This is a genomic window from Streptomyces sp. NPDC086519, from assembly GCF_040686075.1.
Taxonomy (GTDB): Bacteria; Actinomycetota; Actinomycetes; order Streptomycetales; family Streptomycetaceae; genus Streptomyces; species Streptomyces shenzhenensis.
Genome location: NZ_JBFBJL010000053.1, coordinates 1 through 24536 on the forward strand (window position 1 = coordinate 1; position 24536 = coordinate 24536).

At 72.4% G+C, this 24536-nt stretch carries 26 protein-coding genes and 1 pseudogene; 18 read left to right on the forward strand and 9 right to left on the reverse strand.

The genetic code is table 11. From position 1 onward, the window contains the following. From AB0P24_RS35700 to AB0P24_RS35715, 4 genes are all read left to right on the forward strand, one after another. The coding region (locus AB0P24_RS35700; protein WP_365801412.1) for a type I polyketide synthase at positions 1-2973 on the forward strand (2973 nt) is incomplete at its 5' end. 32 nt (positions 2974-3005) lie between these two features. After that, a complete protein-coding gene (locus tag AB0P24_RS35705) occupies positions 3006-3764 on the forward strand; it encodes an arylamine N-acetyltransferase (RefSeq protein ID WP_365801414.1) in 759 nt (252 codons plus the stop codon). Positions 3765-3843: 79 nt separating this feature from the next. After that, entirely contained in the window at positions 3844-5079 is a 1236-nt protein-coding gene (locus AB0P24_RS35710) for an LLM class flavin-dependent oxidoreductase (RefSeq protein ID WP_365801416.1), read from the forward strand. A 44-nt stretch (positions 5080-5123) separates the two neighbouring features. Continuing rightward, positions 5124-6308, forward strand: coding sequence for a cytochrome P450 (locus AB0P24_RS35715; RefSeq protein WP_365801418.1), 1185 nt, complete (start codon positions 5124-5126; stop codon positions 6306-6308). Positions 6309-6397: 89 nt separating this feature from the next. Here AB0P24_RS35715 and AB0P24_RS35720 read toward each other — a convergent pair whose 3' ends face one another. From AB0P24_RS35720 to AB0P24_RS35730, 3 genes are read right to left on the reverse strand one after another with little or no spacing between them, the layout of a single operon-like run. Continuing rightward, positions 6398-7078 (reverse strand): HAD-IA family hydrolase, encoded by a 681-nt coding sequence (locus AB0P24_RS35720; protein ID WP_365801420.1) that lies wholly within the window; start codon positions 7076-7078, stop codon positions 6398-6400. Positions 7079-7121: 43 nt separating this feature from the next. Continuing rightward, entirely contained in the window at positions 7122-8264 is a 1143-nt protein-coding gene (locus AB0P24_RS35725) for a Gfo/Idh/MocA family oxidoreductase (protein ID WP_365801422.1), read from the reverse strand. Further along, entirely contained in the window at positions 8261-9427 is a 1167-nt protein-coding gene (locus AB0P24_RS35730) for a DegT/DnrJ/EryC1/StrS family aminotransferase (protein ID WP_365801425.1), read from the reverse strand. Before AB0P24_RS35730 ends, AB0P24_RS35725 begins: the two co-directional genes overlap by 4 nt. A 205-nt stretch (positions 9428-9632) precedes the next feature. Between AB0P24_RS35730 and AB0P24_RS35735 the strand changes: the two genes are divergently transcribed. Continuing rightward, entirely contained in the window at positions 9633-10067 is a 435-nt protein-coding gene (locus tag AB0P24_RS35735) for a type II 3-dehydroquinate dehydratase (RefSeq protein WP_365801427.1), read from the forward strand. A gap of 32 nt (positions 10068-10099) precedes the next feature. Continuing rightward, on the forward strand, positions 10100-10975 hold the full coding sequence (locus AB0P24_RS35740) for an ROK family protein (protein WP_365801532.1): 876 nt from the start codon (positions 10100-10102) through the stop codon (positions 10973-10975). A 1-nt stretch (position 10976) separates the two neighbouring features. On the opposite strand, the gene AB0P24_RS35745 is transcribed toward AB0P24_RS35740, so the two are convergent. The 4 genes from AB0P24_RS35745 to AB0P24_RS35760 all read right to left on the reverse strand — a co-directional run bounded on the left by AB0P24_RS35745 (position 10977) and on the right by AB0P24_RS35760 (position 14673). Next, positions 10977-12014, reverse strand: coding sequence for a 3-dehydroquinate synthase family protein (locus AB0P24_RS35745; protein WP_365801429.1), 1038 nt, complete (start codon positions 12012-12014; stop codon positions 10977-10979). Positions 12015-12406: 392 nt separating this feature from the next. Continuing rightward, positions 12407-12802: an SRPBCC family protein gene (locus tag AB0P24_RS35750; RefSeq protein ID WP_365801431.1), complete on the reverse strand. Its 396-nt coding sequence runs from the start codon at positions 12800-12802 to the stop codon at positions 12407-12409. Between the two features lie 12 nt (positions 12803-12814). Continuing rightward, positions 12815-14275, reverse strand: a complete 1461-nt coding sequence (locus AB0P24_RS35755) for an aldehyde dehydrogenase family protein (protein ID WP_365801433.1) — start codon at positions 14273-14275, stop codon at positions 12815-12817. 44 nt (positions 14276-14319) lie between these two features. Continuing rightward, positions 14320-14673, reverse strand: a complete 354-nt coding sequence (locus tag AB0P24_RS35760; protein ID WP_365801435.1) for an SDR family oxidoreductase — start codon at positions 14671-14673, stop codon at positions 14320-14322. A 191-nt stretch (positions 14674-14864) separates the two neighbouring features. On the opposite strand from AB0P24_RS35760, the gene AB0P24_RS35765 reads away from it, so the two are divergent. Next, positions 14865-15812, forward strand: coding sequence for a LysR family transcriptional regulator (locus tag AB0P24_RS35765; protein ID WP_365801438.1), 948 nt, complete (start codon positions 14865-14867; stop codon positions 15810-15812). Positions 15813-15864: 52 nt separating this feature from the next. Here AB0P24_RS35765 and AB0P24_RS35770 read toward each other — a convergent pair whose 3' ends face one another. Then, positions 15865-16044 (reverse strand): hypothetical protein, encoded by a 180-nt coding sequence (locus tag AB0P24_RS35770; protein WP_365801440.1) that lies wholly within the window; start codon positions 16042-16044, stop codon positions 15865-15867. A gap of 498 nt (positions 16045-16542) precedes the next feature. Here AB0P24_RS35770 and AB0P24_RS35775 point away from each other — a divergent pair, with 498 nt between their 5' ends. The 10 genes and pseudogenes from AB0P24_RS35775 (at position 16543) to AB0P24_RS35820 (ending at position 23790) form a co-directional block, all read left to right on the forward strand. Beyond that, the gene (locus AB0P24_RS35775) at positions 16543-17847 is read left to right on the forward strand and encodes an MFS transporter (protein ID WP_365801442.1); all 1305 of its coding nucleotides are present in this window, start codon (positions 16543-16545) and stop codon (positions 17845-17847) included. 101 nt (positions 17848-17948) lie between these two features. Continuing rightward, complete coding sequence (locus AB0P24_RS35780) at positions 17949-18689, forward strand: EthD domain-containing protein (RefSeq protein ID WP_365801444.1); 741 nt, start codon at positions 17949-17951, stop codon at positions 18687-18689. A gap of 439 nt (positions 18690-19128) precedes the next feature. Continuing rightward, entirely contained in the window at positions 19129-20658 is a 1530-nt protein-coding gene (locus tag AB0P24_RS35785; protein WP_365801446.1) for a carotenoid oxygenase family protein, read from the forward strand. Beyond that, on the forward strand, positions 20655-21332 hold the full coding sequence (locus AB0P24_RS35790) for an MBL fold metallo-hydrolase (RefSeq protein WP_365801448.1): 678 nt from the start codon (positions 20655-20657) through the stop codon (positions 21330-21332). Before AB0P24_RS35785 ends, AB0P24_RS35790 begins: the two co-directional genes overlap by 4 nt. 142 nt (positions 21333-21474) lie before the next feature. Continuing rightward, on the forward strand, positions 21475-21705 hold the full coding sequence (locus tag AB0P24_RS35795; protein ID WP_365801450.1) for a hypothetical protein: 231 nt from the start codon (positions 21475-21477) through the stop codon (positions 21703-21705). A 203-nt stretch (positions 21706-21908) separates the two neighbouring features. After that, the gene (locus tag AB0P24_RS35800; protein ID WP_365801452.1) at positions 21909-22268 is read left to right on the forward strand and encodes a zinc ribbon domain-containing protein YjdM; all 360 of its coding nucleotides are present in this window, start codon (positions 21909-21911) and stop codon (positions 22266-22268) included. A gap of 173 nt (positions 22269-22441) precedes the next feature. Continuing rightward, complete coding sequence (locus tag AB0P24_RS35805) at positions 22442-22681, forward strand: hypothetical protein (protein ID WP_365801454.1); 240 nt, start codon at positions 22442-22444, stop codon at positions 22679-22681. Then, a pseudogene (locus tag AB0P24_RS35810) lies at positions 22678-22857 on the forward strand (sodium-independent anion transporter); the annotation flags it as partial. The gene AB0P24_RS35805 and the pseudogene AB0P24_RS35810, both read left to right, overlap by 4 nt. 45 nt (positions 22858-22902) lie before the next feature. Continuing rightward, the gene (locus AB0P24_RS35815) at positions 22903-23328 is read left to right on the forward strand and encodes an ATP-binding protein (protein ID WP_365801456.1); all 426 of its coding nucleotides are present in this window, start codon (positions 22903-22905) and stop codon (positions 23326-23328) included. 48 nt (positions 23329-23376) lie between these two features. Further along, entirely contained in the window at positions 23377-23790 is a 414-nt protein-coding gene (locus AB0P24_RS35820) for an STAS domain-containing protein (RefSeq protein WP_365801458.1), read from the forward strand. A 10-nt stretch (positions 23791-23800) separates the two neighbouring features. Here AB0P24_RS35820 and AB0P24_RS35825 read toward each other — a convergent pair whose 3' ends face one another. Continuing rightward, positions 23801-23947 carry a hypothetical protein gene (locus tag AB0P24_RS35825; RefSeq protein ID WP_365801460.1) on the reverse strand — a complete coding sequence of 49 codons (147 nt, stop codon included), beginning with the start codon at positions 23945-23947 and terminating at the stop codon, positions 23801-23803. A gap of 215 nt (positions 23948-24162) precedes the next feature. Here AB0P24_RS35825 and AB0P24_RS35830 point away from each other — a divergent pair, with 215 nt between their 5' ends. Beyond that, positions 24163-24513, forward strand: a complete 351-nt coding sequence (locus tag AB0P24_RS35830; protein ID WP_365801534.1) for a metalloregulator ArsR/SmtB family transcription factor — start codon at positions 24163-24165, stop codon at positions 24511-24513. The last annotated feature ends 23 nt before the right edge of the window (positions 24514-24536 follow it).

Here is a 24536-nt window from a genome sequence, read left to right on the forward strand (position 1 = left end):
ACCACCGGACAACTCGCCGACCCCGACGCCATACGCACCCCCGCCTACTGGGCACACCACATACGCGCGACCGTACGCTTCGCCGACGGCATCCAGGCACTGGCCGCCTACGGCGTCACCACCTACCTCGAACTCGGCCCCGACAGCACCCTCACCGCCATGGCCCGCGAAAACCTCGACTCCGGCACGGAAAACCAGGCCGTGTTCGTGCCCGCGCTACGCCGCGACGGCGACGAACCCCGCACCCTCACCTCCGCCCTCGCCCGACTCCACATCGCCGGCGTTCCCGTCGACCTCGGCGCCCTCCACGGCACCACGGCCCGTCCCCCGCTCATGCCCGAGCTGCCGACCTACGCCTTCCAGCGCGCGCACTACTGGCTGACCGGCGAGGGCGGCCCCGGTGCCGCCGGTGATGTGTCGGCCGCCGGGGTGGACGGCCTCGGGCATCCGCTGCTGGGCGCGGTGGTCGAAGTACCGGAGTCGGGTGAGGTGCTGTTCACCTCGCGCCTGTCGCTCGCCACGCACCCGTGGCTGGCCGACCACGTCGCGGCCGGGGCGGTACTGCTGCCCGGTGCGGCCTTCGTGGAGCTGGCGTTGCGCGCCGGTGACGAGGTCGGCTGCGGTGCCGTCGAGGAGCTGGTGATGGAGGCTCCCATGGTTCTCGCGGAGGGCGCCGCCGCGCAGGTGCGTGTCAGCGTCGCGGCTGACGACGGTGCCGGCCGGCGCGCCGTGCGCGTCCACTCCCGTGCCGAGGACGCCGGGCTGGGAACGCCGTGGACGCGGCACGCCTCCGGCACGCTGCGTCCCGCGGACGGCACGGCCACGGTCGCGTCGACGGCCGGCCTGACGGTCTGGCCGCCGGCCGGCGCGGTGGCCGTGGACCCGGCGGACGTCGAGGGGCTGTACGACGGTCTGGAGCAGGCCGGGTACCGCTACGGGCCCGTGTTCCAGGGGCTGCGGGCGGCCTGGCGCGGTGACGGCGCCGTGTACGCGGAAGTGGCCCTCGCGGACGAGCACCGTGACCTGGCGGCGGCGTTCGGGCTGCACCCCGCGCTCCTCGACGCCGCCATGCACACCCTGGCCTTCCACGAGCGTGACGAGTCCGAGCCACAGCTGGTACTGCCCTTCGCCTACCGTGACGTGACGCTGCACGCGTCCGGTGCCTCGGCGTTGCGGGTCCGGGTGACCCTGAGCGGCACGCACACCATGACCCTCGAACTGGCCGACGGTGCCGGTGCCCCGATCGCGTCGCTCGGGTCGGTGGTGTCCCGGCCGGTCGACCCCGGGCAGCTCACCGGGACGGCGGCCACGGCGGACCGGATGTTCCGCGTCGCCTGGGAGGAGGTGCCGGCACGGGGCGAGTCCCGGGCCCTCCGTCCGGTGCCGGTGGCCGACGCCGGCGACGTGCACCGGCTGTCCGCCGCGCCCGAGACCCCGGACACACTGCTGCTGGACCTCCGCGGTGCGGCAGCCGACGTGCGGGAGACGGCCGATGTGCGGGAGGTGACCGGACGGGCGTTGCGGGTGGCGCGGGCGTGGCTGGCCGAGCCGTCGCTGCTGTCCAGCCGGCTGGTCGTGGTGACGCGGGGCGCCGTCGCCGTCCGGGAGGGCGAGCCGGCCGACCCGGCAACGGCCGCGGTGTGGGGCCTGATGACCTCCGCGCAGGCGGAGAACCCGGGGCGTGTCCTCCTCCTCGACGCCGACACAGGTACCGACACCGACTGGGGCACCGGAGCGCTCGCTCAGCTCCCTGCCGCCGACGAGCCGCAGTTGGCCCTGCGTGACGGTCAGTGGTTCACCCGGCGGCTCGTCCGAGCGGCGGCGGGTGACGTGCCGGACGCCGGCCTGGGCGACGGCACCGTCCTCGTCACCGGCGGTACCGGTGCCCTCGGCGCGGTCGTGGCCCGGCACCTGGTGGCGGTGCACGGGGTGCGGAGTCTGGTGCTGGCCGGACGGCGCGGGGAGCAGGCCCCCGGTGCCGCCGGACTCGCGGCGGAACTGGCGGCGGCGGGAGCCCGGGTACGCATCGCGGCGTGCGATGTCGCGGATCGGGACGCCGTGGCGGCGCTGCTGGGCGAGGTGCCCGCCGACGCACCGCTGACCGCTGTAGTGCACGCGGCGGGTGTGCTGGACGACGGGGTGCTGACCGCCCTGACGCCGGAGCGGCTCGACACGGTGCTGCGGGCCAAGGCCGACGGCGCGCGTCACCTGGACGAGCTGACCCGGGACTCCGGACTCGCCGCGTTCGTCCTGTTCTCCTCCGCCGCCGGTGTCCTGGGCAACCCGGGGCAGGGCAATTACGCCGCCGCCAACGCCTACCTCGACGCGCTCGCGCACCGGCGCCGCGCCGCGGGCCTGCCCGCCGTGTCGCTGGCGTGGGGCATGTGGGAACAGGCCGCCGGTACCGGTATGACCGGGCGGCTCGCGGCCACCGAGCGGCACCGGACGACACGGGGCGGCGTCGCCGCACTGGCACCCGCCGAGGGCATGCAGCTCTTCGACGCCGCGCTGCGCACCGGCCTGCCCGTGGTGGTGCCGATGAAACTGGACCTCGCCGCCCTGCGCGCCCAGGCCGCCGCCGGACCCGTCGCCCCGCCGATGCGGACCCTGGTGCCCCCGGCACGACGGGCGCCGACGGCCGCCGCCGAGGAGGAGCCGGTGTCCGCGCGGCTGGCCGGTCTGGACGCGGAGGAGCGGGAGGGCGTACTGCTCGGCCTGGTGCTACGGGAGGCCGGGCAGGTCCTCGGGCACGCGGCGTCCAAGGCGTCCACCGCCCTCGACCCGGACGTGGTGTTCACCGAGATCGGCCTGGACTCCCTGATGGCGGTGGAACTCCGCGACCGCCTGGCCCGGCACACGGCGCTGCGGCTGCCGCCCAGCTTCGTCTTCGACCACCCGACTCTGCGGATGCTGGCCCGGCAGTTGCGGGACGAACTGAGCGTTCCGAACGCGGACACGGACGCGAACTCATAGCGAGCGCGATGCGAACGAGAAAGGGATCGCACATGTTCAGCACCGATGCCTACCTGGCGCGGCTGGGATTCGACCGGCCACCCGCGCCCACCCTGGTGAACCTGCGGCGGCTGCACCGCAGTCACCTCACGTCCGTCCCCTACGACACCGCGCACACACACCGGCTCAGCGCGGTGAACATGGCGGACATCGACGTCGACAAGGCCTTCGAGGCCATCGTGCCGACCGGCGCCGGCGGCATGTGCCTGGAGCTGAACACCCTGTTCGCCCGGCTCCTGCGCGAGCTGGGCTACGACCTGGACGTGCTCAGCGGCGGCACCTACCTGCCCGGTGACACCTTCGCACCCGACCCGGAGCACATGCTGATGCTCGTCCGGATCGACGGCGAGGAGTGGCTGGCCGACGTCGGACACGCCGGGCTCTGCTTCACCGAGCCGCTGCGTCTGGTGGAGGACGAGCCGCAGTGGCAGTACGGCTGCGCGTTCCGGCTGGTGCGGCGGGACGGGTTCCTCGTGCTCCAGGCCAAGACGCTGGGACACGACTGGCGCACCACCTACCGTTTCACCACCGCGCCCCGGACCTACGACGCCTGGGAGGGCGTCGGCGGCGGCAACGGGCCGGCCATCCTCGCCGCGATGCGCCGGCGCCGGCGTGCCACCGAGCGGGGACAGGTGTTCCTCACCAGCAACATGTTCACGACCGTCGAGGACGGCCACGAGAAGGTCTCCGTCCTCGTCGACCCCGCACGGCGTGCCGAGGTGATCGCCACCTACTGGGAAGGCCGCGACTGACCCGTCCGGTGCCGTCGCCCCCCGCCCCGCCTCCGTCCCCGTTCCCGGCCGACCGCCGGCAGAGGAAAGTGATGCGCCCATGAAGTTCGGCCTGTTGTACGGTGCCCAGCTGCCCCGTCCCTGGACCGAGGACTCCGAATACCGGCTCTTCCACGACATGCTGGCGGAGATAGAACTGGCCGACCGGCTGGGCTTCGACCATGTGTGGTGTCCCGAACACCACTTCTTGGAGGAGTACTCGCACATGTCCGGGCCGGAGGTGTTCCTCGGCGCGGTCAGCCAGCGCACCAGCCGTATCCGGATCGGGCACGCCGTCGCCCTGATGCCGCCGGGTTTCAACCCGACCGCGCGGATCGCCGAGCGGATCGCCACGCTGGACCTGCTGTCCGGGGGACGCGTGGAGTTCGGCACCGGCGAGTCCACCACCCCCACCGAGCTGGAGGGGTTCGGTGTGGAGCGTGCCGTCAAGCGGGACCAGTGGGCGGAGGCGGTGGACGCCGTGGCCCGCATGTTCGTGGAGGAGCCGTTCGCCGGGTACGAGGGCAAGTACGTCTCGGCGCCGGTCCGCAACGTGCTGCCCAAGACCCGGCAGAAGCCGCACCCGCCGCTGTGGATGGCCTGCGGCAACCGGGATGCCATCCGGCTCGCTGCCGCCAAAGGGCTCGGCGCGCTCAACTTCTCCTTCTTCGGCCCGGCCGAGACCAAGAAGTGGGTCGACGCCTATTACGAGGGCATCGAGTCCGCGGACTGCGTGCCCGCCGGGTTCGCGGTCAACGCGCAGGTCGCCGCGACCATCCCGATGTTCTGCCACCAGGACGAGGCGACAGCCGTGGAACGCGGCGCCGACGGCGTCCAGTTCTTCAACTTCGGACTCGGTTTCTACGCCGGTTTCGGCGCCGCCGCCCCCGGCCGGACCCGGCTGTGGGAGACGTTCCAGCGCGACCGCGACCGCTACGGCATGGGCCGTGCCGCCTTCGGCAAGCCCGGTATGCCGCTGGGCAACCCGGCGCGCGGCGCGGTGGGCACCCCGGAGCAGATCCGGCGGTTCCTGCGGCAGCACGAGGAGGCCGGCCTCGACCAGGCGATCTTCCTGGTGCAGGGCGGCGGGACCCGGCACGAGCACGTCTGCGAGTCGCTGGAGCTGTTCGCCCGCGAGGTGATGCCCGAGTTCAAGGAGCGGCACGAGCGGGCCGAGCAGGCGAAGGCCGCCCGGCTTCGGCCCGCCCTCGACGCCGCCCTGGCCCGGCGTGAACCGCCCCGCACAGCCGATCCCGCCTACGTCATCCCCGCCCGCAGCCCCAACCCGGCCCCCTGACCCGCTTACCGACCCGCTTACTCACAAGGAGACGGCGTAACACCATGGCTCAGACACCCGAAGAAGAGATGCGCATCCTCGACCCGCAGAGCATCGCCGAGGAGCTGCGCAAGAACGGCCCGCCGCGGCGGATCGAGATGCACGGCACCGCCGCGTGGCTCGTGTCCCGGTTCGACGAGGTACGTGAGTGCCTCGCGCACCCCAGGATGAGCCCGGCCGCCGCCTACGCCGCCTCACAGGGACAGACGACCCCGGTGAGCGGGCTGTTCGAGGACACGCTGATGGGCACCAACCCGCCCGAGCACACCCGGCTGCGCCGGCTGCTGGGCACGGCGTTCACCGCGCGCCGGGTGGAGGCCCTGCGGCCGCGCGTGCAGGAGATCACCGACAGCCTGCTGGACGCCGTCGCCGCCGACGGCCGGGCGGACCTGGTCTCCGCGCTGGCCGTCCCGCTGCCCATGCAGGTGATCTGCGAGCTGCTCGGCGTGCCCATCGCCGACCGCACCGAGTTCCACCAGTGGTCCGACCTGATGCTGCTGCCGCCCTTCGACCCGGAGTCCGCCGCCCGCTCCGCGGACGCCTCCGCGAAACTGTGGTCGTACATGGAGAACCTGGCCGAGGAGCGGCGCGAGGACCCCAGGGACGACCTGATCAGCGCACTGATGTCGGCTCACGAGGACGACCGGCTCAGCCACCGCGAGGTGGTCTCCACCGCCCGCATGATGCTGATCGCCGGCTACGAACTGACCGGCAGCTTCATCAGCAACGCCGTCTTCTCGCTGCTGACCCGGCCGGACCAGCTCGACCTGCTGCGCGCGGACCCCGAGCTGGCCGGCCGGAACCTGGACGAGCTGCTGCGGCACGCCGGGCCCGGCATCCTCGTCGTGCGCTTCGCCAACGAGGACATCGAGATCGGCGGCGTCACGATAGCCGCGGGCGAGCAGGTGCTGCTGGACATGGACGCCGCCCACTCCGACCCCACGCACGTCACCGACGGAGAGCGGCTGGACCTCACGCGGGGCAACGTGATGCACCTCCAGTTCGGCCAGGGCGTGCACTACTGCATCGGCGCGCCGCTGGCCCGCGTGGAGGCGCAGACCGCGCTGGAGAGCCTGTTCCGGCGGTTCCCCGACCTGCGCCTGGCCGTACCGGCCGCCGAGGTCGGCGCCAAGCCCAACCCGTTCATCCGCTCCCTGACGTCCCTGCCGGTGGAGTTCGCTCCCCGGTGAGCACAGGAGACGGCGGTGCGGAACGCTGCCGATCCCGTCCGCCCTCCGCACCGCCGTCGACGCATCTGGGGTGCCGGACGCCCTGAGTGTCAGGACACCGGCACCGCAGGACACAGCGCCAGGAGTTCCGCCGGGTGACGCAGGACGACATCGGGGTCCGCGGCGAGCAGCGTCGCCTCGTCCGTCTCGCCCCACAGCGCGGCCACCGCGGTGACACCCGCGCCGCGGGCGCTGGCGAGGTCGGTGACGGCGTCGCCGACCATCACCGTCCGCCCGGGGTCGGCGCCCAGCAGGTCCATCGCCTTGAGCACGATGTCGGGCGCCGGCTTGGCCCGCGCCACCTCGTCCGAGCCGAGGACAGCGTCGAACCGGTCGCGGATGCCGATCGTATCCAGCAGCGAACGGGCCCGCGGGCCGCTCTTGCCGGTGGCCACGGCCAGCCGGACCCCCCGGCGGCGCAGCTCCCCCAGCAGCTCCGGCACGCCGTCGAACACCTCCACCAGGTGGGCGAGCCGGTAGCTCTCGCGGACAAAGGGGTCCTCCATCTCCAGCGGCAGCCCCATGATGCGCATGATGTCGGGGAAGTAGCGGCCCAGATGCCGGTTGTACTCCTCGAACGGCGGCTCGCCCGGGCCGACGACCTCCGCGTAGGCGAGGGTGAACGCCTCGCGCATCACCGCGAAGCTGTTGACGAGGACGCCGTCGAGGTCGAAGACCACCGAGGTGACGTCGGAAGGGGAAGGGACGGAAGGAACGGACTGGCTGATCATCGGGGACTCCCGTGGAACGTGGTCACGGCGCGCACCGGTGCGGTCACACCGGGGCGGACCTCCGGACCTCCTGGACGGTGCGGGCCGAGGTGTAGACCCGCTCGATGGCGCCGATGGTGCGGCGCGCCTCGTCGATCGCCCGGCCTCGTGCGGCCGGGTCGTGCAACAGGCCGGGCAGCAGGGCGAGCTGCCGGTCGTACTCGGCGCCGACCCGTTCCGTGGGCACGGCGAGCTGGCGCGTGGTGCCGTCGGCGGTGCGGGTCAGCACGGACTCCCCGAGGCGGTTGGGGCTGAAACCGAAGGTGCAGCGCAGGGTCGCGCTGCCCGCGCTGCCGTCGACGGTGACGCGGGTGGTGTCCACCGCCTCGTGCGAGGCCCAGCTCGCGTGCAGGACGACGGACCGGCCGTCGTCGGTGACGAGGAAGCCGCGCGCGGTGTCCTCGACGTCGGTGCCGCCGCCCTCGGCCGCGTCGCCATCGCCTTCGGCATCGTTGTCGTCGTCGCGCCAGGCGGCCCGGGAGGACGCCTGGGTGATGAAGTCGGCGGAGACGGTGCCGATGGCGTGCCGGAAGGCGGCGGTGCCCAGCAGCGGCACGGCGATGTCGAGGAGGTGCCAGCCGAGGTCGACCAGCGCCCCGCCGCCCGCGAGCGACCGCTGGGTGAACCAGCCGCCCCGGTCGGGCACCCCGCGCGCCCGTACCCAGGCCAGTTCGACGTGCCGGACCTCGCCCAGGCGTTCGGCGGCCCGGTACAGGCCGCGTACGTCGGCGCGGTGGCGGGCCGCGCTGCCGGCCAGCAGTACCGCGCCGCCCGCGCGTTCGGCGGCGGCCAGCCGTTCCGCCTCCTCGGAGGTCAGGCAGACCGGCTTCTCCAGGAACACCGGGATGCCCTTGGTGAGCAGTTCGCAGGCGACGGCGCAGTGCAGGTGGTTGGGGACCGCGACGACCGCGAGGTCCACCTCGGCGGGGTCGAGGTCGGCGACGGCCGCCAGCACCGACAGCCCGGTCGCGTCCGCCCCCTGGGAGCCGGTGACGGCGGCCCGGCCGCGCTCGTCGGGGTCGACGGCGGCGGTCACGGTGAAGGCGGGGCTGCGGAGCAGCCGGGGCAGCCAGACCGAGCGGGCGGCCCAGCCCAGGCCGATCACGGCGGTGCGGACGGGCGGCAGGGCCGGGGACGGGGCGCTCATGCGCTCGCGAGCACATCGGCGATGACGGCGGCGATCTCGTGCATCTGCTCCTCGCTGCCCAGCAGCGTACGGTGGTGCAGCCACACGGAGTCCCGGGTGAGGGCCTCGGAGTGCGGGCAGCGGCGGGCCAGTTCCTCCACGGTCAGCTCCGGCGCCGCAACCTCCCAGAAGGCGTCGGTACGGTAGACCGCGCGGAACCCGACGAACGCGGGCAGCCCCCGCTCGATGAGGGTGTCCACGACCCGTGCGCGCCGCTCCTCGGTGATGCCCGGCACCCGGAACATCGCCATGTAGTGCGGATTGCGGTCACCGCGCTCGTCGAGGGCCTGCGGGACGACGCCGGGGATCTCGGCCAGCAGCCGGCTCAGCACCGGCCAGCGTGCCTCGCGTGTGTCGATCTGTGCGTCGAGCCGGGCGAGCTGGGCGCGCAGCACCGACGCGGAGAACTCGTTGAGGCGGAAGTTGGAACCGGACGTACGATGGAAGTAGCCGCGGTCGGTGCGCGGCCGGCCGCAACTGTGCCGCACGAAGCCCTTCTCGTACCCTTCCGCGTCGGGGAAGAGCACCGCGCCGCCCTCACCGGCGGTCATCAGCTTGCCGTTCTGGAAGCTGAACGCCGCGACCGAGCCCAGCTCCCCGACCCGCTGGCCGCGCCACCGCGCGCCCTGCGCGTGGGCCGCGTCCTGGACCAGTGGTACGCCCGAGTCGGCGGACAGCTTGCCCAGCGCGTCCATGTCGCACATCTGGCCCGCCATGTGCACCGGCATGACGGCTGCGGTCCGCGGTCCGATCGCGGCCTCGACCGCCGCCGGGTCGACGCAGTACGTGCCCGGGTCGACGTCGACCGGCACGGCCACCGCGCCCAGCCGCTGCGCGGCCTGCGAGGAGGAGATGAAGGTGAACGCCGGGACGATGACCTCGGAGCCGGCGCCGACGCCGAGCACTTCGAGGGCGAGTTCCAGCGCGTGTGTGCCGTTGGTGACCGCCAGGGCGTGCGGGCTGCCGTGGGCGGCGGCGAACTCGGCCTCGAAGGCGTCCACCTCGCCGCCGCCGATCCGCCACCACTGGCCCTGTTCCAGCGCCCGTATCAGTCCCTCGCGTTCCGCGTCGTCGTACTGCGGCCAGCCGGGCAGCTCGGATTCCAGACGCACACCCTTGCTCATTTTTTCCCCACTTCCCTCGACGCGATATGCAGAGGAGATCGCTTTAACACGCTAACTGCCGACGGCAGCCGCGTCATTCCCCCTCAACACCCCCCTAGAAGCCCCTCAAAACGGCTCCCGGGGATTCGGCGGGCACTCGGCGGGGTGGGCGCCGCGAGGCCCGTGCTATAGATGGAATTCCGTGACGAACCTGGTGAGGTGCGCTGTGAGCAGGCTGTTGTTGGTGAACGGGCCGAATCTCGGAATACTCGGAACCCGCCAGCCAGAGATATACGGAACCGATACCTTGCAGGACATCGAACGCTGGGTGGGAGAAGAGGTCGCGGAGCGCGGCTGGAAAGTGGACTCCTATCAGTTCGACGGTGAGGCGGAGATCATCCGCACCATTCAGGGGAACTACGACACCGTCGGCGCAATCATCAATCCGGCCGCCCTGATGATGGCCGGCTGGGGTCTCCGTGACGCCCTGGCGAACTATCCGCGGCCGTGGATAGAAGTGCATCTGTCGAATGTGTGGGCCCGTGAGCAGTTCCGCCACGAGTCGGTGACCGGGCCGCTGGCGTCCGGCGTCGTCTTCGGGCTCGGCGCGCTGGGGTACCGGCTCGCCGCCCGCGCCCTGCTCGAGAAGGTGCCGGCCTGACCGCCGGAGCCGCCGGCCTGCTGGGCATCGACATCGGCGGCACGAAGGTGGCGTTGCGCGTCGAGCACGACGACGGTGGCGTGGAGGAGTCGTCCTTCCGGTGGGCCGGCCGGGCCTCCCGCCCCGACGACGATCTCGGCCTGCTGGCCCGGCACGTCGGGGAGTTGTGCGCGGGGCGCCCGCAGGGGCTGCGCGGCGTCGGGGTCGCCCTGCCCGCCACGCTCGACGCCGCCGGCACGGTCACCGTCTGGCCGGGCCGCCCCGCCTGGGCCGGGTTCGGCCTGGGCGCCGCCCTGTCCGCACTCTTCGGTGCCGCCGAGGTGGCGTGCGCCGACGACGGTGACCTGGCCGCCCTCGCCGAGGCGGACGCGGCCGGCTGCGCGGACCTCCTCTACCTCGGCGTCGGCACCGGTGTCGGTGGCGGTCTCGTGCTGGCCGGGCGCCCCGTTCCCGGCGTGGGGCGTGGTTCCTGCGAGGTCGGCCACCTCGTCGTCGACCGCGACGGACCGCTGTGCGACTGCGGACGGCGCGGCTGTGTGCAGGCGGCGGCCTCGGGCCCGGCGACGCTGCGCCGCGCGGCCCGGCACCAGGGGGCGGAGGTGCCGTTCACCGCTTTCCGGCAGGCCGTGTCCGACGGCGAGCCGTGGGCCGTGGCCGCGTTGCGGGAGAGCTGCGCCGCGCTCGCCGCGGCCGTGGCCGGCATCTGCGAACTGACGCGCCCCGCGCTGGTCCTCATCGGCGGCGGCTTCGCCGCGGCCGTGCCGGACCTCGTGCCGATGGTGGCCGAGCGGACCGCGGTCCTTCAACGCCCCGGGCACCCGCTGCCCCCGGTACGTCCCGCGCTGCTGGGCGGGCTGTCCTCCCTGCATGGCGCGGTGCTGCTGGCCCGGGGCCTGCCGGCGGGGTAGTTCAGCCAGGTGTCCGATCCATCCCGGCCAGTGTCGAAGCGACGGTCTCCTCGGGCACCCCGGACACCAGCCCGGGGCCGTCCGGGCCGTCCAGGACGAAGGTCAGCCCGTGCGTCGCCTTCTTGTCCAGCCGCATCACCTCGATCAGGCGCCGCGCGTCGACCCCGGCCGGCAGCGCGGTCGGCAGGCCGTAACTCCGCACCACCTCGAGGTGCTCGGCCGCCCGTGCCGCGTCGATCCGGCCGAGGGCCAGCGCGAGACGGCCCGCGAACACCGTGCCGACCGCCACCCCCTCGCCGTGCTTCAGCGTGAAGTCGGTCACGATCTCCAGGGCGTGTCCCAGCGTGTGGCCGTAGTTGAGGATGTGCCGCCGCCCCGAGTCCCGTTCGTCGGCGGCGACCACCGACGCCTTGAGCGCCACGCTCGCCGCGATCTGCTCCGGCAGCGGCAGCGCGCGCAGGTCGCCGGCGCCGATGAAGTGACAGCGGGCTATCTCCCCGTATCCGTTGAGCATCTCCCGCTCGGGCAGCGTGCGCAGATGGTCGGTGTCGCACAGCACGGCGGCCGGCTGCCAGTAGGCGCCCAGCAGGTTCTTGCCCTCGGGGAGGTTGACGGCCGTCTTGCCGCCCACGCTGGCGTCCACCTGGGCGAGCAGTGACGTCGGCAGGTGCACCACGGGCACCCCCCGGTGGTACAGCGCGGCGGCCAGTCCCACGACGTCGGTGGTGGTGCCACCGCCGCAGGAGACGACCGCGTCGGAGCGGGTCAGCCCGAACCGCACGAAGGCACGGCCCAGTTCCTCCACGGTCGCCAGTGTCTTGTCCGCCTCGCCGTCCCGGGCCCGCAGCACCACCGACGGCACCCCCGGGTCCGGCAGCCACTTCTCCGGCCGCGCGGACACCATCGCCACCCGCCGCGCACCGAGCCCGGCGAGGATTCCGGCCAACGAGTGCCGGACGCCCGGCCCGATGTCGACGGGGTAGGAGCGCTCGCCAAGCTCGACCATGACACGGGTGTGCGGCTGAGCCGACGCCGTCATGCGCTGTCCGTCCTTCCTCGTACGATGCCCGGCCGCCCACCGGCACCGGTCCCGGCACCATGCCTACCCGGACGCGCGCGGCGGTCAACCGCCTTCCGCCCGGTGCGTGTCCGGCCGGCCGACAGCCGCACGACAGCTCCGGCTCACGCCCTTCCGACCGTGCGGCCGCCGGCATCGCGAGCGGTCTGAACAGCACGTGCCCCGCGGCCGTACCCACGGCAGGTCACGCACCGCGAACCCCGGAAGGGAACGTCAGCATGACCAGCGCATCGCACCACCCCACAGCAGGACCGGCCCGGCGCACCGTCGTGGCGGCCGCCGGAACGGCCGGGCTCGCCGACCACGCCCGACACCGTCCACTCGGCTCTCCCTCGTGGTCCTGGCCGGTGACATCAGGGATGTGTGGCGAAGTACCTGGCGATGCCTTCGATCCCCGCGCCCACGGCGCGCTCGACGACAGGGGCCAGGGCCTCCGGAAGGATCTCCTGGCTGTAGACCACGCGTGAGCCGTGCGCGTCGGGAAGCACGTCGATGGTGCCCAGGTGGAAGTCGACGGGCAGGGGCATGCCCTCGACGAACCGGTACTGGAAGCGCCGCAGTTCGTCGTCCCGCGTCACCACCAGGGACTTCAGCGTGCCCTCAGGGGTGCTCAGGTGGCGGTGCACGCCGTCGAAGTGTGCCTCCCGCACCGCCGGAAACCACTGCGGGATCAAGTTCACGTCGGTGAGAACGGCCCAGACGCGGTCGGGGTCCTGTGCGACCCGGGTGTCGAAACGGAACGTTGCCATATCGCCTCCTTGTTAGAAGGGGTAGTGCGCCCGCTCGGTGGAGAGGGTGACCCAGCGGGTGTGGGAGAAGGACTCGATGCCCCAGCGTCCTCCGAAGCGGCCGTAGCCGGAGGCCGCGAAGCCGCCGAAGGGGGCCTGCGGTTCGTCCGCCACCGACTGGTCGTTCACGTGCACGATCCCCGTGCGGATACGGCGTGCCACCTTCAGGCCGTGGGTGCCGTTCTCGGTGAGGATGCCGCAACTCAGGCCGTGCTCGGTGTCGTTGGCCAAAGCCACGGCCTCGTCGTCGTCCGCGAAAGCCGTGACGGCGACGACGGGTCCGAAGGCTTCGGCGTGGTGCAGCGATGCGTCCTCGGGCAGATCGGTCAGCACGGTCGCCGGATACAGGGCGCCCTGCGGCGGGCCGCCGCCCGTGAGTACGCGCGCGCCCTTGTCGACCGCGTCCGTGACCAGGACGGCGACCCTGCGGGCGGCGGCCTCGTCGACCAGCGGGCCGATCACTGTGGAGGGGGTGCCGGGGTCGCCGCTCGGCAGTTCGGCGATCTTCGCGGTGAAGCGCCGGGTGAACTCGGCGGCGAGTGAGGTGTGCACCAGGATGCGGTCGGCGCACATGCAGATCTGGCCGGAGTTCATGAAGGAGGCGAAGGCGGCGGCGTCGACCGCGTGGTCGAGGTCGGCGTCCGCCAGCACGATCACGGAGTTCTTGCCGCCGAGTTCGAGCACGGCCGGCTTCAGGTGCCGGGCGGCGAGGGTGCCGATGATCCGCCCGACGCCGGTGGAGCCGGTGAAGTTGACGGCACGGACGCGCGGGTCCGCTATCAGCGCCTGGGCGATGTCGGCGGCGTCCGCCTTGTCGTTGGTGATGACGTTGAGGACGCCGTCGGGCAGTCCGGCGTCGCGCAGCACGTCGGCGACGAACAGACCGCACGCGATCGGGGCGTCCTCACTCGCCTTGACCACGACGGTGTTGCCCGCCGCGAGCGCGGCGGCGACCGCTCGGGTGCCGAGGATGACCGGCGCGTTCCAGGGCGCGAACGCCGCCACCACGCCGAGGGGTTCGCGGACGGCGAGGCTGAGCCCGCCCGGCTCCTGGGTGGTGAGCACGTCTCCGCGCGGGGCGGTGATCGCGGCGGCGGCCTCGCGCAGTATGTTCGCGGCCAGGCCGACGTTGAACAGCGCCCAGCCCCGGGTCCCGCCGACCTCGGCGGCCATCAGCTCCACGGCCTGCTCGCCGCGCTCCTCCATGAGGTCCGCCGCGTCCAGGAAGATTCTCCGCCGGGCGAAGGGCGCGAGCGCGGCCCACCCGGCGAAGGCGGCCTCCGCCGCGTCCACCGCGGCCCGCACGTCCTGCGGCCCGGCGGCCGCGACCGTTGCGTACGGCCTGCCGGTCCAGGGGTTGATGTCCTCCGTGGTCCGGCCCGAGACGGCCGGGGTTTCCTTGCCGCCGATCAGGAGGTTCCGGTGAAGTGGCATGGGGTCGTGTTTCCTTCGTGTTCGGTCCGGTGCGGATCGGCGTGTCAGGCGCCGATCATGCTGAAGCCGCCGTCGGCGTTGCGGTAGACGCCGGTCATGTGGGCGGCGGCGTCGGCGGCGAGGAAGAGAGCGGTACCCGCGAGTTCGGCCGGTCCCGGGACCAGGCCCATCGGCATCTTGGCGATCATGTCCTCGCGGCGGCCGGACCTCCAGTCCGCGCGGCTGAGCAGCGTCTCGGTCTCGATGAAGCCGGGGGCGAAGGTGTTGACCCGTAACGACGGGCGCGAAGGCCTGGGCGGAGGACTTGGTGATGCCGAGGATGCCGTACTTCGCGGCGGCGTTTCGTGCGCGGCAGCGAGAAGAACACCGTGCTCGGGCTGCGTCGTTGCAGTGGCCATGACTTCGTCCCTGCGGCTATCGGATCAAGCGAAGAATGTGATTGATTCGCTCGGGCGGCTGTGCTGTGCTGAGGAAGCCAGCCTCATGGAATCTGAATAAATCGGGCTGACCAGCTCGTGACGGCCATCATGTCCCCAGCGCGTCTTCGGCGTCCAACGCCGAAATTCGCATGAAACGATCGGAGTCTGCGATGGATCTGCGGCAGATGGAGTACGCAGTGGCCATTGCCGACGAGCTCAACTTCACCCGGGCCGCGACACGCTGCCGCATCGGGCAGTCCGGGCTCAGCCACCAGGTCACCCAGCTGGAGCGCGAGGTCGGCGCCCGCCTGTTCGATCGGACGAGCCGCAGCGTGCGGCTGACCCCGGCGGGCCAGACCTTCGTGGCCTGCGCACGGCGTGTGCTCAAGGCGGTGCAGGAGATGCACGCCGAGATCGCCTCGCTCGACGGACCCGTGCGGGGGCGGCTGCGCGTCGGCTCCGTGACGCTCACGGCCGGCGACGTCGACCAGCTCGGCCTGCTGCGGGAGTACCAGGAGGCGTACCCCGCGGTCGAGGTCACCCTCTCCGACGCCGACGGGGTGGAAGCCGCCGCCCAGCTCCTCACCGGTGAGCTGGAGGTCGCCGTGGTCGCCCTGCACGAGCACCAGTTGCCCCCGGGCATCGCGTACCACCTGCTGCGCCTCGTGCCGCTGGTGGCCGTCGTGGGCCGCTCCCACCGGCTGCGCGGGATGGGCGTCACGAGCCTGGGCAGGCTGGCCGACGAACGCTTCCTCGAATGCGGTCCCGACACGGGCCTGCGCGCGCAGGTGGACGCCGCGTTCGACCGCGCGCGAGCCCGCCGCCGAGGTGTCTGCGCTTTGCGCAGCGCGGGGGATCTCGCCTCGCTGGCGTTCGAGGGCATCGGAGTGACCGTCGTGCCGCGCCCGGTGGCCGACGCGATCGTCCCGGCCGGCCACGCCGACTGCGTCCTGCGCCTCGACGACCCCCAGGCACTCCAGCCCCTGGCCCTCGCCCACCGCGACCCGGCCCCCGCGACACCCGCCGCCCAGGCTTTCCTGCGCCTCGCGCTCACCCGCCTGCCCGGGGAGGGGGCACCCGGGCTGGAGGAGGTGCCGGACGCGGCCGCAGCCGGGTAGCGGCGACGGGCCGCTGCCCGGCCCGGCGAACCGGGGCCCTGGGCCACAGCGTTCAGCAGGCAGAGGCGCCCGCGCGGCTCCGCAGGGACACAGCCGTCTTCGCGGTGATCTCGCCGAAGGCGCCGCCGGGGGCGGTTTCGACCACGGCGAGGCCTGTCCGGCGTGACGGCGCGACGCCGAGGTCGGCGACGACGCGGTGGGCCCACCGTTCGCCGGTCAACGCGGGGTGCACTCGGTCAGGATCTTCGGGCTGCCGTCCTCGGCGGTGTGTTCCACCAGGATCCACCAGGACCATCCGGACGATGACCCGGCCGGGCACGGTGGGCGAGGTCCGTCGCCCCGCCCGTGCCCCTGACCGTCTTCCGGGGATCGTCCAGGTGGCCGGTTCGAAGCGGAGCCGACCGCCTCCGAGACCGCGATATCGCCCCTTTCCCACCCAAACAGCAGGCCTCGGCAGGCGCCCGGCATCCAGGTCCTCGTTGATCCACATCTTCGATCTCGATCGGACGAGGGCTAGGCAGGACCTGTTCGTTGGCCCATAGTCGTCACAACCCGGCGCCGGAGCCGCACCACCCGCTCCGGGACCGCGCACACGCCCGGCGCTGCGGCCCGCCGCGACGCCCGGCCGCCATCGGCGCCCCGCTCCGGGCCTGCCACGGGTACCGGCCGGCCCGGCCACGACGGCCGCACCACCCCGTTCCCCTCCCGACACGCCCTGTGGAGTTCCCGCATGCCCGCACCCGTGCCTCCGCTCCCGTCCCCGCCGTCCGAGGCGGTCGCGGACACCCCGCCCGAGCAGACCGTGTCCGGCCCCGGCCACCGGCTTCGCCTCACGCTGCTGATGGCCGGAGCCTGCCTGCCCATCCTGGGCGCCGTGCTCATCGCTCCCGTCCTGCCGCAGATGCAGGACCACTTCGCCGACGTGCCGGGCGTCGATGCGCTCGTCCCCATGGCGCTGACGATCCCCGCCCTGTCGCTGGCGCTGCTGGCGCCCTTCGCCGGCGTCCTCGTGGACCGGGTCGGCCGCAAACGCCTGCTCGTCGTCGCGACCGTGGTGTACGCGATCCTCGGCACCGCCCCCCTGTGGCTCGACTCCCTCGTCGCCGTCGTCGCCAGCCGCGCCCTCGTCGGCGTCGCCGAAGCCGCCATCATGACCTGCTGCACCACGCTGCTCGGCGACTACTACTCCGGCCGGCAACGCGACCGCTATCTCGCCATGCAGACCATGTGCGCCGCGATCTCCGCGACGGCCTTCTTCGTCCTGGGCGGCGCGGCCGGATCGGCCGGCTGGCGCATGCCGTTCTGGGCCTACGCCGTGAGCCTGCTGCTCGCCCCCGCCATGGCCGCCTTCCTGCCCCAGCCCCAGCCCAAACCCCAACCCCAAGGAAACGCCCGCGCGGACCAGCCCTCTTCCACCGCCTCGGAGCCGAGGGTCAAGCGGCCCTTCCCCTGGCGTCCGCTGGCCGGCACGTGTGCGCTGACCGTCTTCGGCGCCGTCCTCTTCTACACCGTTCAAGTCGAGATGGCGTTCCTCCTGGACGACATGGGCGTGACCGCCTCCGGCCTGATCGGACTGGCCAGCGCCGTCTCCAGCGCCGCGATCGTGATCGGCGCCGTCGTCTTCGCCAAGGCCGGCCGCGCCCCGCAAGCCTGGCTGCCCACCGCCTTCGGCCTGTGCGCGCTCGGCTTCGCGGTGATCTGGCTCGCCCCCGACCCCCTTGTGCTGACCCTCGGTGCCGTCATCAACTGCTTCGGCGGCGGCGTCATGCTGCCCAGCCTGCTCACCCTCGCCATGTCCAAGCTCGAGTTCGCCGACCGCGGCCGCGGCACCGGCCTGTGGACAGGTTCCTTCTTCCTCGGCCAGTTCCTCTGCCCCCTGGTGGCACTCGCCCTCACCTCCGCCGTCGGAAGCCTGGCGAACGCCCTGGGTATGCTCGCCCTCGCCGGGGCCGTCGGCGCCGCCGCGCTCGGTCTCGCCGCCCGACGGCGCGGGACGGGAGCCGCCCCGGAGCCGATCCGGCAGACGGCGGGCTGACCCGTCGCGGCGCCGGTCCGCCGCGAGCACCGCACACCCACCGAGGTCGGCATCGCGGACGTGCCCGCGATGCCGATCGTCACACGTTCCGCCGGAGACACATGCTGAACCTGATCGCCGCCATCCGTCGCAAGCCGGGCATGACGCACCGGGCGTTCCTGCACTACCTCCAGCACGTGCACGGACCTCTGGCCGCCGCCGATCCCCTCAGGATTCGGCGCTACGTCCAGAACCACGTGTTCGACGCGTCCTTCGGCAGTGAGGAGGACCCGGCGTACCTGACCGAGTTCGGCCGGGACTCCGTCACCGAGTTGCTGTTCGAGGACATGGAGGCGCTGGCCGCCACGATGTCCGCCCCGTACTCGCGCGAGGTCGTCGGCCCCGACGGCGCCCACTTCAACGACCTGCCCAGTGCCCTGGCCATGCTCACCCGTCCCGCTGTCCTCATGCCTGCGCCGGCGCCCGACGGGGCCGGAGGGCACGTGAAGGTGCTCCACTTCGTCCACATGGCAGAAGGGCCGACTCCCGACCGCTTCCCCGAGCGGTGGCGGACCGCCCATGAGGAGGTGCTGGCCGAGGAAAAATCGCAGGCCGAGGTGTTGCGCGGATGTGTGCTGCACCGGCGGGCGCCGGGGGCCGAGAGGGCGCTGCGTCATTTCGGAAGCGCGGACCAACCCGCGTACGCGGGAGTCGCCGCCCTGTACTACGACTCCGAGGACGAGGCCCTGAGCCACTTTCCCTCGTACGAACGTTCACTGCGGGAGCGGTCCACCGAGACCGGCGGCCTCTACGACCCGTCCCGCTCGTTCGTCCTCTACAGCCGTGAGGTGACCATCTTCTGAGCCACCGCCAACGAATCCGGCCGGCGAGGACGTCCCGTGCAGGACCACAAGAACCGCCGGCCCGGCGGGCGTCACGACTCCCTCACCCGATGGCCGTTTGCCGTCGGGCACCGTTACGGCAGCGCCCGGCTCGGCGCGTGCACGGGAGCCATCGCCCGGGACGTGCCCGAGACGGCCGGCGCTTTGGCGTACTCGGCCTCCTCCATCTGACGTAGATCCATCCAGCTCTCCGATCGCTGCCTGCGCATTCCACTGTTGGACACCCCCGCGACACCGACAGCATCATCACTGTTACGAGCACGTGAATGCCAGATATCGCGGCGCAGCGGGCGCCCCTTCCCGGCAGCCCCCGTCCCAGTCGTGCGACATCGCGGACAGTCGCAGACAGGCATCAATCCAAAACCTCGTTCGGTCAGCCATGCATTGCAGGAGGAATCCAATGGCCGCTGTCCCCACCCAGCCGGACACCACGCCCACCCAGGTCGGCACCCAACCGCCTCCGGAGACCATGCAGTGGCCGGACACCCCCAAGTTCCGGGGGTTCTTCGCCCCCTCGCGGATCGAGGCGGACGTCTACGACCTGGAGGTCGAGGGCCGCATCCCGCCCGAGCTGAACGGCGCCTTCTACCGGGCCGCCGCCGACACCCAGTACCCGCCGCGCTTCCCCAACGACGTCTACATCAACGGCGACGGCATGGTCCACATGGTGCGGTTCGACAACGGGCATGCCGATCTGAAGACCAAGTACGTCCGCACCCGGCGCTTCGAGCTCGAACGCGCCGCCCGCAAGGCCCTGTTCGGGGCCTACCGCAACCCCTACACCGACGACCCGTCCGTCGCCGGCGTCGACGACGGCAACGCCAACACCTCGATCATCTGGCACGCCGGCAAACTGCTCGCGCTCAAGGAGGCGGCGCTGCCGTTCGAGCTGGACCCGGTGACGCTGGAGACCCGCGGCGTCTACGACTTCTCCGGCCAGATCCCCGGCCGCACCTTCACCGCGCACCCCAAGCACGACCCGCGCACCGGCGAACTGATCGCCTTCGCCTACAACGCCAGCGGCCTGCCGGACAAGCAGATCCACATCCACGAGATCTCCGCCGACGGCAAGGTCACCCGCTCGCAGACCTTCGAGGTGCCCTACTCCTCGATGGTGCACGACTGGCTGGTCACCCGGGACCACTTCGTCTTCACCATCTCGCCCATGGTCGCCGACGCGGAGCAGCTCAAGCGGGAGGAACAGTACTTCGTCTGGGACCCGAACCAGGGCACCTACGTCGCGATCATCCCGCGTGCGGAGGGCGTGAGCGGCATCCGCTGGTTCCGCAGCGAGCAGCTCATGGAGACGCACTCGCTGAACGCCTGGACAAACGGCGACACGCTGGTCGCCGACCACTTCACCACCACGAGCGGCTGGTTCTCCCAGTTCCCGAGGACGACCGTCGGTCTGCTGCCCGAGCAGCCCCCGTTCCTGCACCGCTGGACCTTCGACCTCACCCAGGGCGCCGCGCACTGGGACGACGCCACCCACACCTACACGAGCGAGCAGCTCATCGCCTCGCCGGGCGACATGCCCCGGGTCGACCCGCGGATCCTGATGGAGAAGAACCGGCACGCGTGGATCGGCGGCATGCACCCGGACGTCCCGAAGTGCGAGATCGGTCCGATGGGCCCGCCGTTCAACTCCCTGATCCACCGCGACGACGACACCGGCGAGACGACCTTCTGGGCCCCCGGCGAGCACGCCGCGCCCGAGGAGCCGGTGTTCGTGCCGAAGTCGGCCGACGCCGCCGAGGGCGAGGGCTATCTGCTCGCGCTGGTCGGCCGCCGCGACCAGAACCGTCACGACCTGGCCATCCTGGACGCCCTGGACATCGCGGCCGGTCCGATCGCCACCGTGAAGATTCCCTTCCGGCTGCGGTACGGCTTCCACGGCACGTGGGTTCCCGCCGAGGAGCTCCAGCGGTGACATCCCGGCAGCCAGAACCCCGGCTCACCAAGTGGGGCCATGCCTGCGTCCGCCTCGAACAGGCCGGGGTCACCCTCGTCATCGATCCGGGCGAGTACACCGAGCCCCGGGCCCTGGACGGCGCGGACGCGGTGCTCGTCACCCACGAACACGCCGACCACTTCGACGAGAGCCGCCTGCGCGCGGCCGCCGAGGCCGACCCGGCCCTGCGGATCTGGACCAACCGGTCCGTGGCCGCCAGGCTCGACGGCCTCGGCAGCCGGGTCACCGTGGTCGGCGACGGCGACACCTTCGACGTCGACGGCATCGGTGTCGAGGTACACGGCGAACTGCACCAGCTCGTCCACCCCGACCTGCCGCGCGTCCCCAACGTCGGCTTCTTCCTCACCGGTACGGTCTTCCACCCCGGCGACGCCTTCACCGTCCCGCCGAGCCCGGTGGACACGCTCCTGGTCCCCGTCCAGAGCCCCTGGTCGCGGACCGGTGAGGTCATCGACTACATACGGGAGATCAAGCCCAGGCTGGCCGTGGCCGTCCACGACGGCGGCCTGAGCACCATGGGCTGTGCCGTGGTGAACGGGATCGTCGGCGCCACGGTGGGCAAGGACGCCGTCACCAGCTACGTCCGGCTGGAGACCGCGGCGCCGGCCGACCTGTCCCGGCTCCCGGCCTGAACCGACGTGCACCACCCCGCTTCCCCGGCCGCGCGACCAGGGCCCGTACCAGGACGACCGGCCGGGTTACGGCGCACCGGTCGCGCGGCCGGGCGACCGGGTCCCCCTCACCCACCGGTACCGTCCTGACGCAAGACCCACAGTGGCTGCCGTCGTGGAGGAGGCGTACTTCGACGGCGGGCACCGCCACCTGAGCGGGCCGGGGGGAAAGCCCAAGTCGTTCGTCGTGACGCAGGACGACACATTGCGGCGCTTCCGGTACCGAGTCGTCGAGGGTCTGCCCGAACCGGCCGAATTCCACCTCGGCACCATCGACGTGTTCGCCGACGGAGACGGCTCACGTGTGATCTACAGCCCCCGCACCGCGCGATGACCAGGCCGGGCTTGGAATCCAGCGCCGGATCGGGCCAGCGCTCCCGCACCTGCGAGACCACCGGATCGCGCTGTCCCGGTCGGACAGGCGGGCATCCGCGCTCATGGACGGTTCCGCACGGTCCTGGAGCCGCGCAGGATGCAGCGCGGGTGGACGAGGGTCACCGTGCGGGCGGGCCGGGCGGGGCCGGATACGCTGGCAAGATGCTTGAGAATCTTCCTCCCTGCCCGAAGTGCTCCTGCGAGTACACCTACGAGATGAACGCCCTGGTGGTGTGCCCGGAGTGCGGCCACGAATGGGTCCCGGCCGAGACCGGCGCCGAAGGCGGCCATGGCCCCGGGGAGCGCGTCGTCAAGGACGCCGTCGGCAATGTGCTGCAGGACGGCGACACCGTGGTGGTCGTCAAGACGCTCAAGGTCAAGGGCAGCCCTACGGGGCTCAAGGCCGGGACCAAGGTGCGCGGCATCCGGCTGGTCGACGGGGTCGACGGCCATGACATCGACTGCAAGATCGACGGGCTCGGGGCGATGCAGCTCAAGTCCAGCGTGGTCAGGAAAGCCTGACCCCGCGACCGGCACCCCTGCCCCCGGCGGGGCTGTCCGAGTCGTAGACTGATGCAGAATTGCATAATTTCGCAATTGCTTACATGCTGGGTTGACTGTGCTCGCAGGTAGTCGCGGGCGCAGTCGTCCGTGTCCGCCGCCGGGGTGGGGCTTGCAGAGGAAACCGAGGAGCCGTGTCCGTTCCGCCGTACCAGGCCGAGGCCGAGTTCTTCAGGATGCCGGGGCATCCTGCACGGATACGGGTGCCGGAGTTGTCGCAGGACCGGCCGATGCCGGTGCGCGAGGTGCTCGCGGCGTTCGAGGCGGAGCCCTCCGCCCTGCTGCGGGCCGCACGCCGGATCCTGACCGAGATGCCGGCGGGGCGGGGCGAGCTGCCGGCCGAGCCGCGGGAAGCCGGGGTCGCCGCGCGATGACCACGGCATGGGGCCGGGTGTGGGCCCGGATCGCCGCGTCGCTGCCCGGCCGCAGCGATCCGGACCGGCTGCGGCGTGACCCGCGCCGGGACCTGCCGGCCGGCCTGACCGTCGCCGTCGTCGCCCTGCCGCTCGCGCCGGGCTTCGGTGTCTCCTCCGGGCCGGGTGCCGAGGCCGCCCCGGCCGTCGCCGGTTTCCGCCTCGCCCGAGCGGAGGCGTGAGTGTCCACGCGGCTCGCGGCCCTGCCGCACCGGCACGTGCTCACGATGCCCAATGACCCCACCGCCGTACGGGTGGCCCGCGAAACGGCCGAGCAGGTCGTGCTCGAATGGGGCATCGGACTGCGCCACCCCGCCGTGGACCCGGCCCTGCTCATCCTGAGCGAACTGGTCACCAACAGTGTTCGGCACGCCGCCGACCTCTCCCCGCAGGTCACCGTGATCTACGCGGCGGGTGCCGACTGCCTGGCCTTCGCCGTCCACGACCGCCACCCCTCCCAGCCGCCGTTGTACGGGGCGGTCCCCGGCACCGGCACCGGCGGCCTGGGCACCGTCATGGAGCTCGTCCTCACCCTGGGCGGCACCGCGGTGATCCGGGCGGACGCCGACGGCGGCGGCAAGAGCATCTGGATCACTCTCCCCCTCTGAACCGGACCACGGCCCCGGCCGGCCACCCTCACAAGGAAGTTGACCATCATGACCATCGACTGGCGTTACACCGTCGAGGAGAACTTCGGTGTCCTGTCCGTCGCCGGCTACCTCGGGGCGGAGGCGGTGCGCCGCTTCTCCGGCGCCATCGGCTGGGCGCTGGCCCGCGGTACCGGCCCGGTCGTCGTCGACCTGACCGAGCTGCGCAGCTGGTCGACCGAGGGCCAGCTGGCCATCACCGAGGCCGCCCGCCGCCTCGCCGAGGCGGGCCGCAGCCTGGAACTGGCCGCCATCCCCGCCGACGGGTCCCTCGTCCCAGCCGGCGACTGCCCGCCCATCCCGGTCCACGCCGACCTGCCCGCCGCCCTCGGCGCGCACAGCACACAACGCGGGGAACGGGCGCAGGGACGCACGGTGTGGCGCACCACCGGATGGCCGACCGCCGAGCAGACGGACAGCTGACTCCTCCGGCTCATCCGGGTACGAAAGCGCCGTCGCCGTCCCGCACGGGCACGAGGGCGCAGGCGTCCTCCGCCGCGGTGATCGCCACGCACCGGGGACGGCAGACCGGGCACTTGGACCAGACGATGCCGAAACCCGCGCAAAACGTGACTCTCACGCGAACTTCCCTCACATGACCTCAGTAATTGCTAACGTCGGCAATTACTGAGGTCATCACTGCTGAAATCAGTGGCTCTCGTCCCCGGTGCGGATTCGGCCTGGCCGCTGCCGCAGGCGAGGACGGGCCGCATGTTGTTGACGAGTGGGTGGATCGGATGCGCCGAGGCCGGGCACGGCGGGGCCGTGCTGCTGTACGGGGGAGGAGACGCCACGGTGAGTACGCCGCTCTACCACCTCAAGGCCGAGTTCTTCAAAACCCTCAGCCACCCCGCACGCATCCGCGTCCTGGAGCTCCTGAGCGAGCGCGAACACGCGGTCGCGGAGCTGCTGCCCGAGGTGGGCATCGAGGCCGCACACCTGTCCCAGCAGCTGGCCGTGCTGCGCCGCGCGAACCTGGTCGTGACCCGCAAGGAGGGCTCGACCGTGTACTACTCGCTGACCAGCCCGCCCGTCGCCGAGCTGCTGCGGGTGGCCCGCACCATCCTGTCCGGGGTACTGGCCGGGCAGGCTGAACTCCTCGCCGACCTGCAAGCGGCCCGGACCGAGCGGAAACCGCCGTCGTGACGACGGCCCTCGCACGGCACCCA

What these genes read in the sequence shown, in the direction of transcription:
- AB0P24_RS35705 (WP_365801414.1), top strand. Translation starts at nt 3,006, where the DNA reads ATGTTCAGCACCGATGCCTACCTGGCGCGGCTGGGATTCGACCGGCCA.
- AB0P24_RS35710 (WP_365801416.1), top strand. Translation starts at nt 3,844, where the DNA reads ATGAAGTTCGGCCTGTTGTACGGTGCCCAGCTGCCCCGTCCCTGGACC.
- AB0P24_RS35715 (WP_365801418.1), top strand. Translation starts at nt 5,124, where the DNA reads ATGGCTCAGACACCCGAAGAAGAGATGCGCATCCTCGACCCGCAGAGC.
- AB0P24_RS35720 (WP_365801420.1), bottom strand. Translation starts at nt 7,078, where the DNA reads ATGATCAGCCAGTCCGTTCCTTCCGTCCCTTCCCCTTCCGACGTCACC.
- AB0P24_RS35725 (WP_365801422.1), bottom strand. Translation starts at nt 8,264, where the DNA reads ATGAGCGCCCCGTCCCCGGCCCTGCCGCCCGTCCGCACCGCCGTGATC.
- AB0P24_RS35730 (WP_365801425.1), bottom strand. Translation starts at nt 9,427, where the DNA reads ATGAGCAAGGGTGTGCGTCTGGAATCCGAGCTGCCCGGCTGGCCGCAG.
- AB0P24_RS35745 (WP_365801429.1), bottom strand. Translation starts at nt 12,014, where the DNA reads ATGACGGCGTCGGCTCAGCCGCACACCCGTGTCATGGTCGAGCTTGGC.
- AB0P24_RS35750 (WP_365801431.1), bottom strand. Translation starts at nt 12,802, where the DNA reads ATGGCAACGTTCCGTTTCGACACCCGGGTCGCACAGGACCCCGACCGC.
- AB0P24_RS35755 (WP_365801433.1), bottom strand. Translation starts at nt 14,275, where the DNA reads ATGCCACTTCACCGGAACCTCCTGATCGGCGGCAAGGAAACCCCGGCC.
- AB0P24_RS35760 (WP_365801435.1), bottom strand. Translation starts at nt 14,673, where the DNA reads ATGGCCACTGCAACGACGCAGCCCGAGCACGGTGTTCTTCTCGCTGCC.
- AB0P24_RS35765 (WP_365801438.1), top strand. Translation starts at nt 14,865, where the DNA reads ATGGATCTGCGGCAGATGGAGTACGCAGTGGCCATTGCCGACGAGCTC.
- AB0P24_RS35775 (WP_365801442.1), top strand. Translation starts at nt 16,543, where the DNA reads ATGCCCGCACCCGTGCCTCCGCTCCCGTCCCCGCCGTCCGAGGCGGTC.
- AB0P24_RS35780 (WP_365801444.1), top strand. Translation starts at nt 17,949, where the DNA reads ATGCTGAACCTGATCGCCGCCATCCGTCGCAAGCCGGGCATGACGCAC.
- AB0P24_RS35785 (WP_365801446.1), top strand. Translation starts at nt 19,129, where the DNA reads ATGGCCGCTGTCCCCACCCAGCCGGACACCACGCCCACCCAGGTCGGC.
- AB0P24_RS35800 (WP_365801452.1), top strand. Translation starts at nt 21,909, where the DNA reads ATGCTTGAGAATCTTCCTCCCTGCCCGAAGTGCTCCTGCGAGTACACC.
- AB0P24_RS35820 (WP_365801458.1), top strand. Translation starts at nt 23,377, where the DNA reads ATGACCATCGACTGGCGTTACACCGTCGAGGAGAACTTCGGTGTCCTG.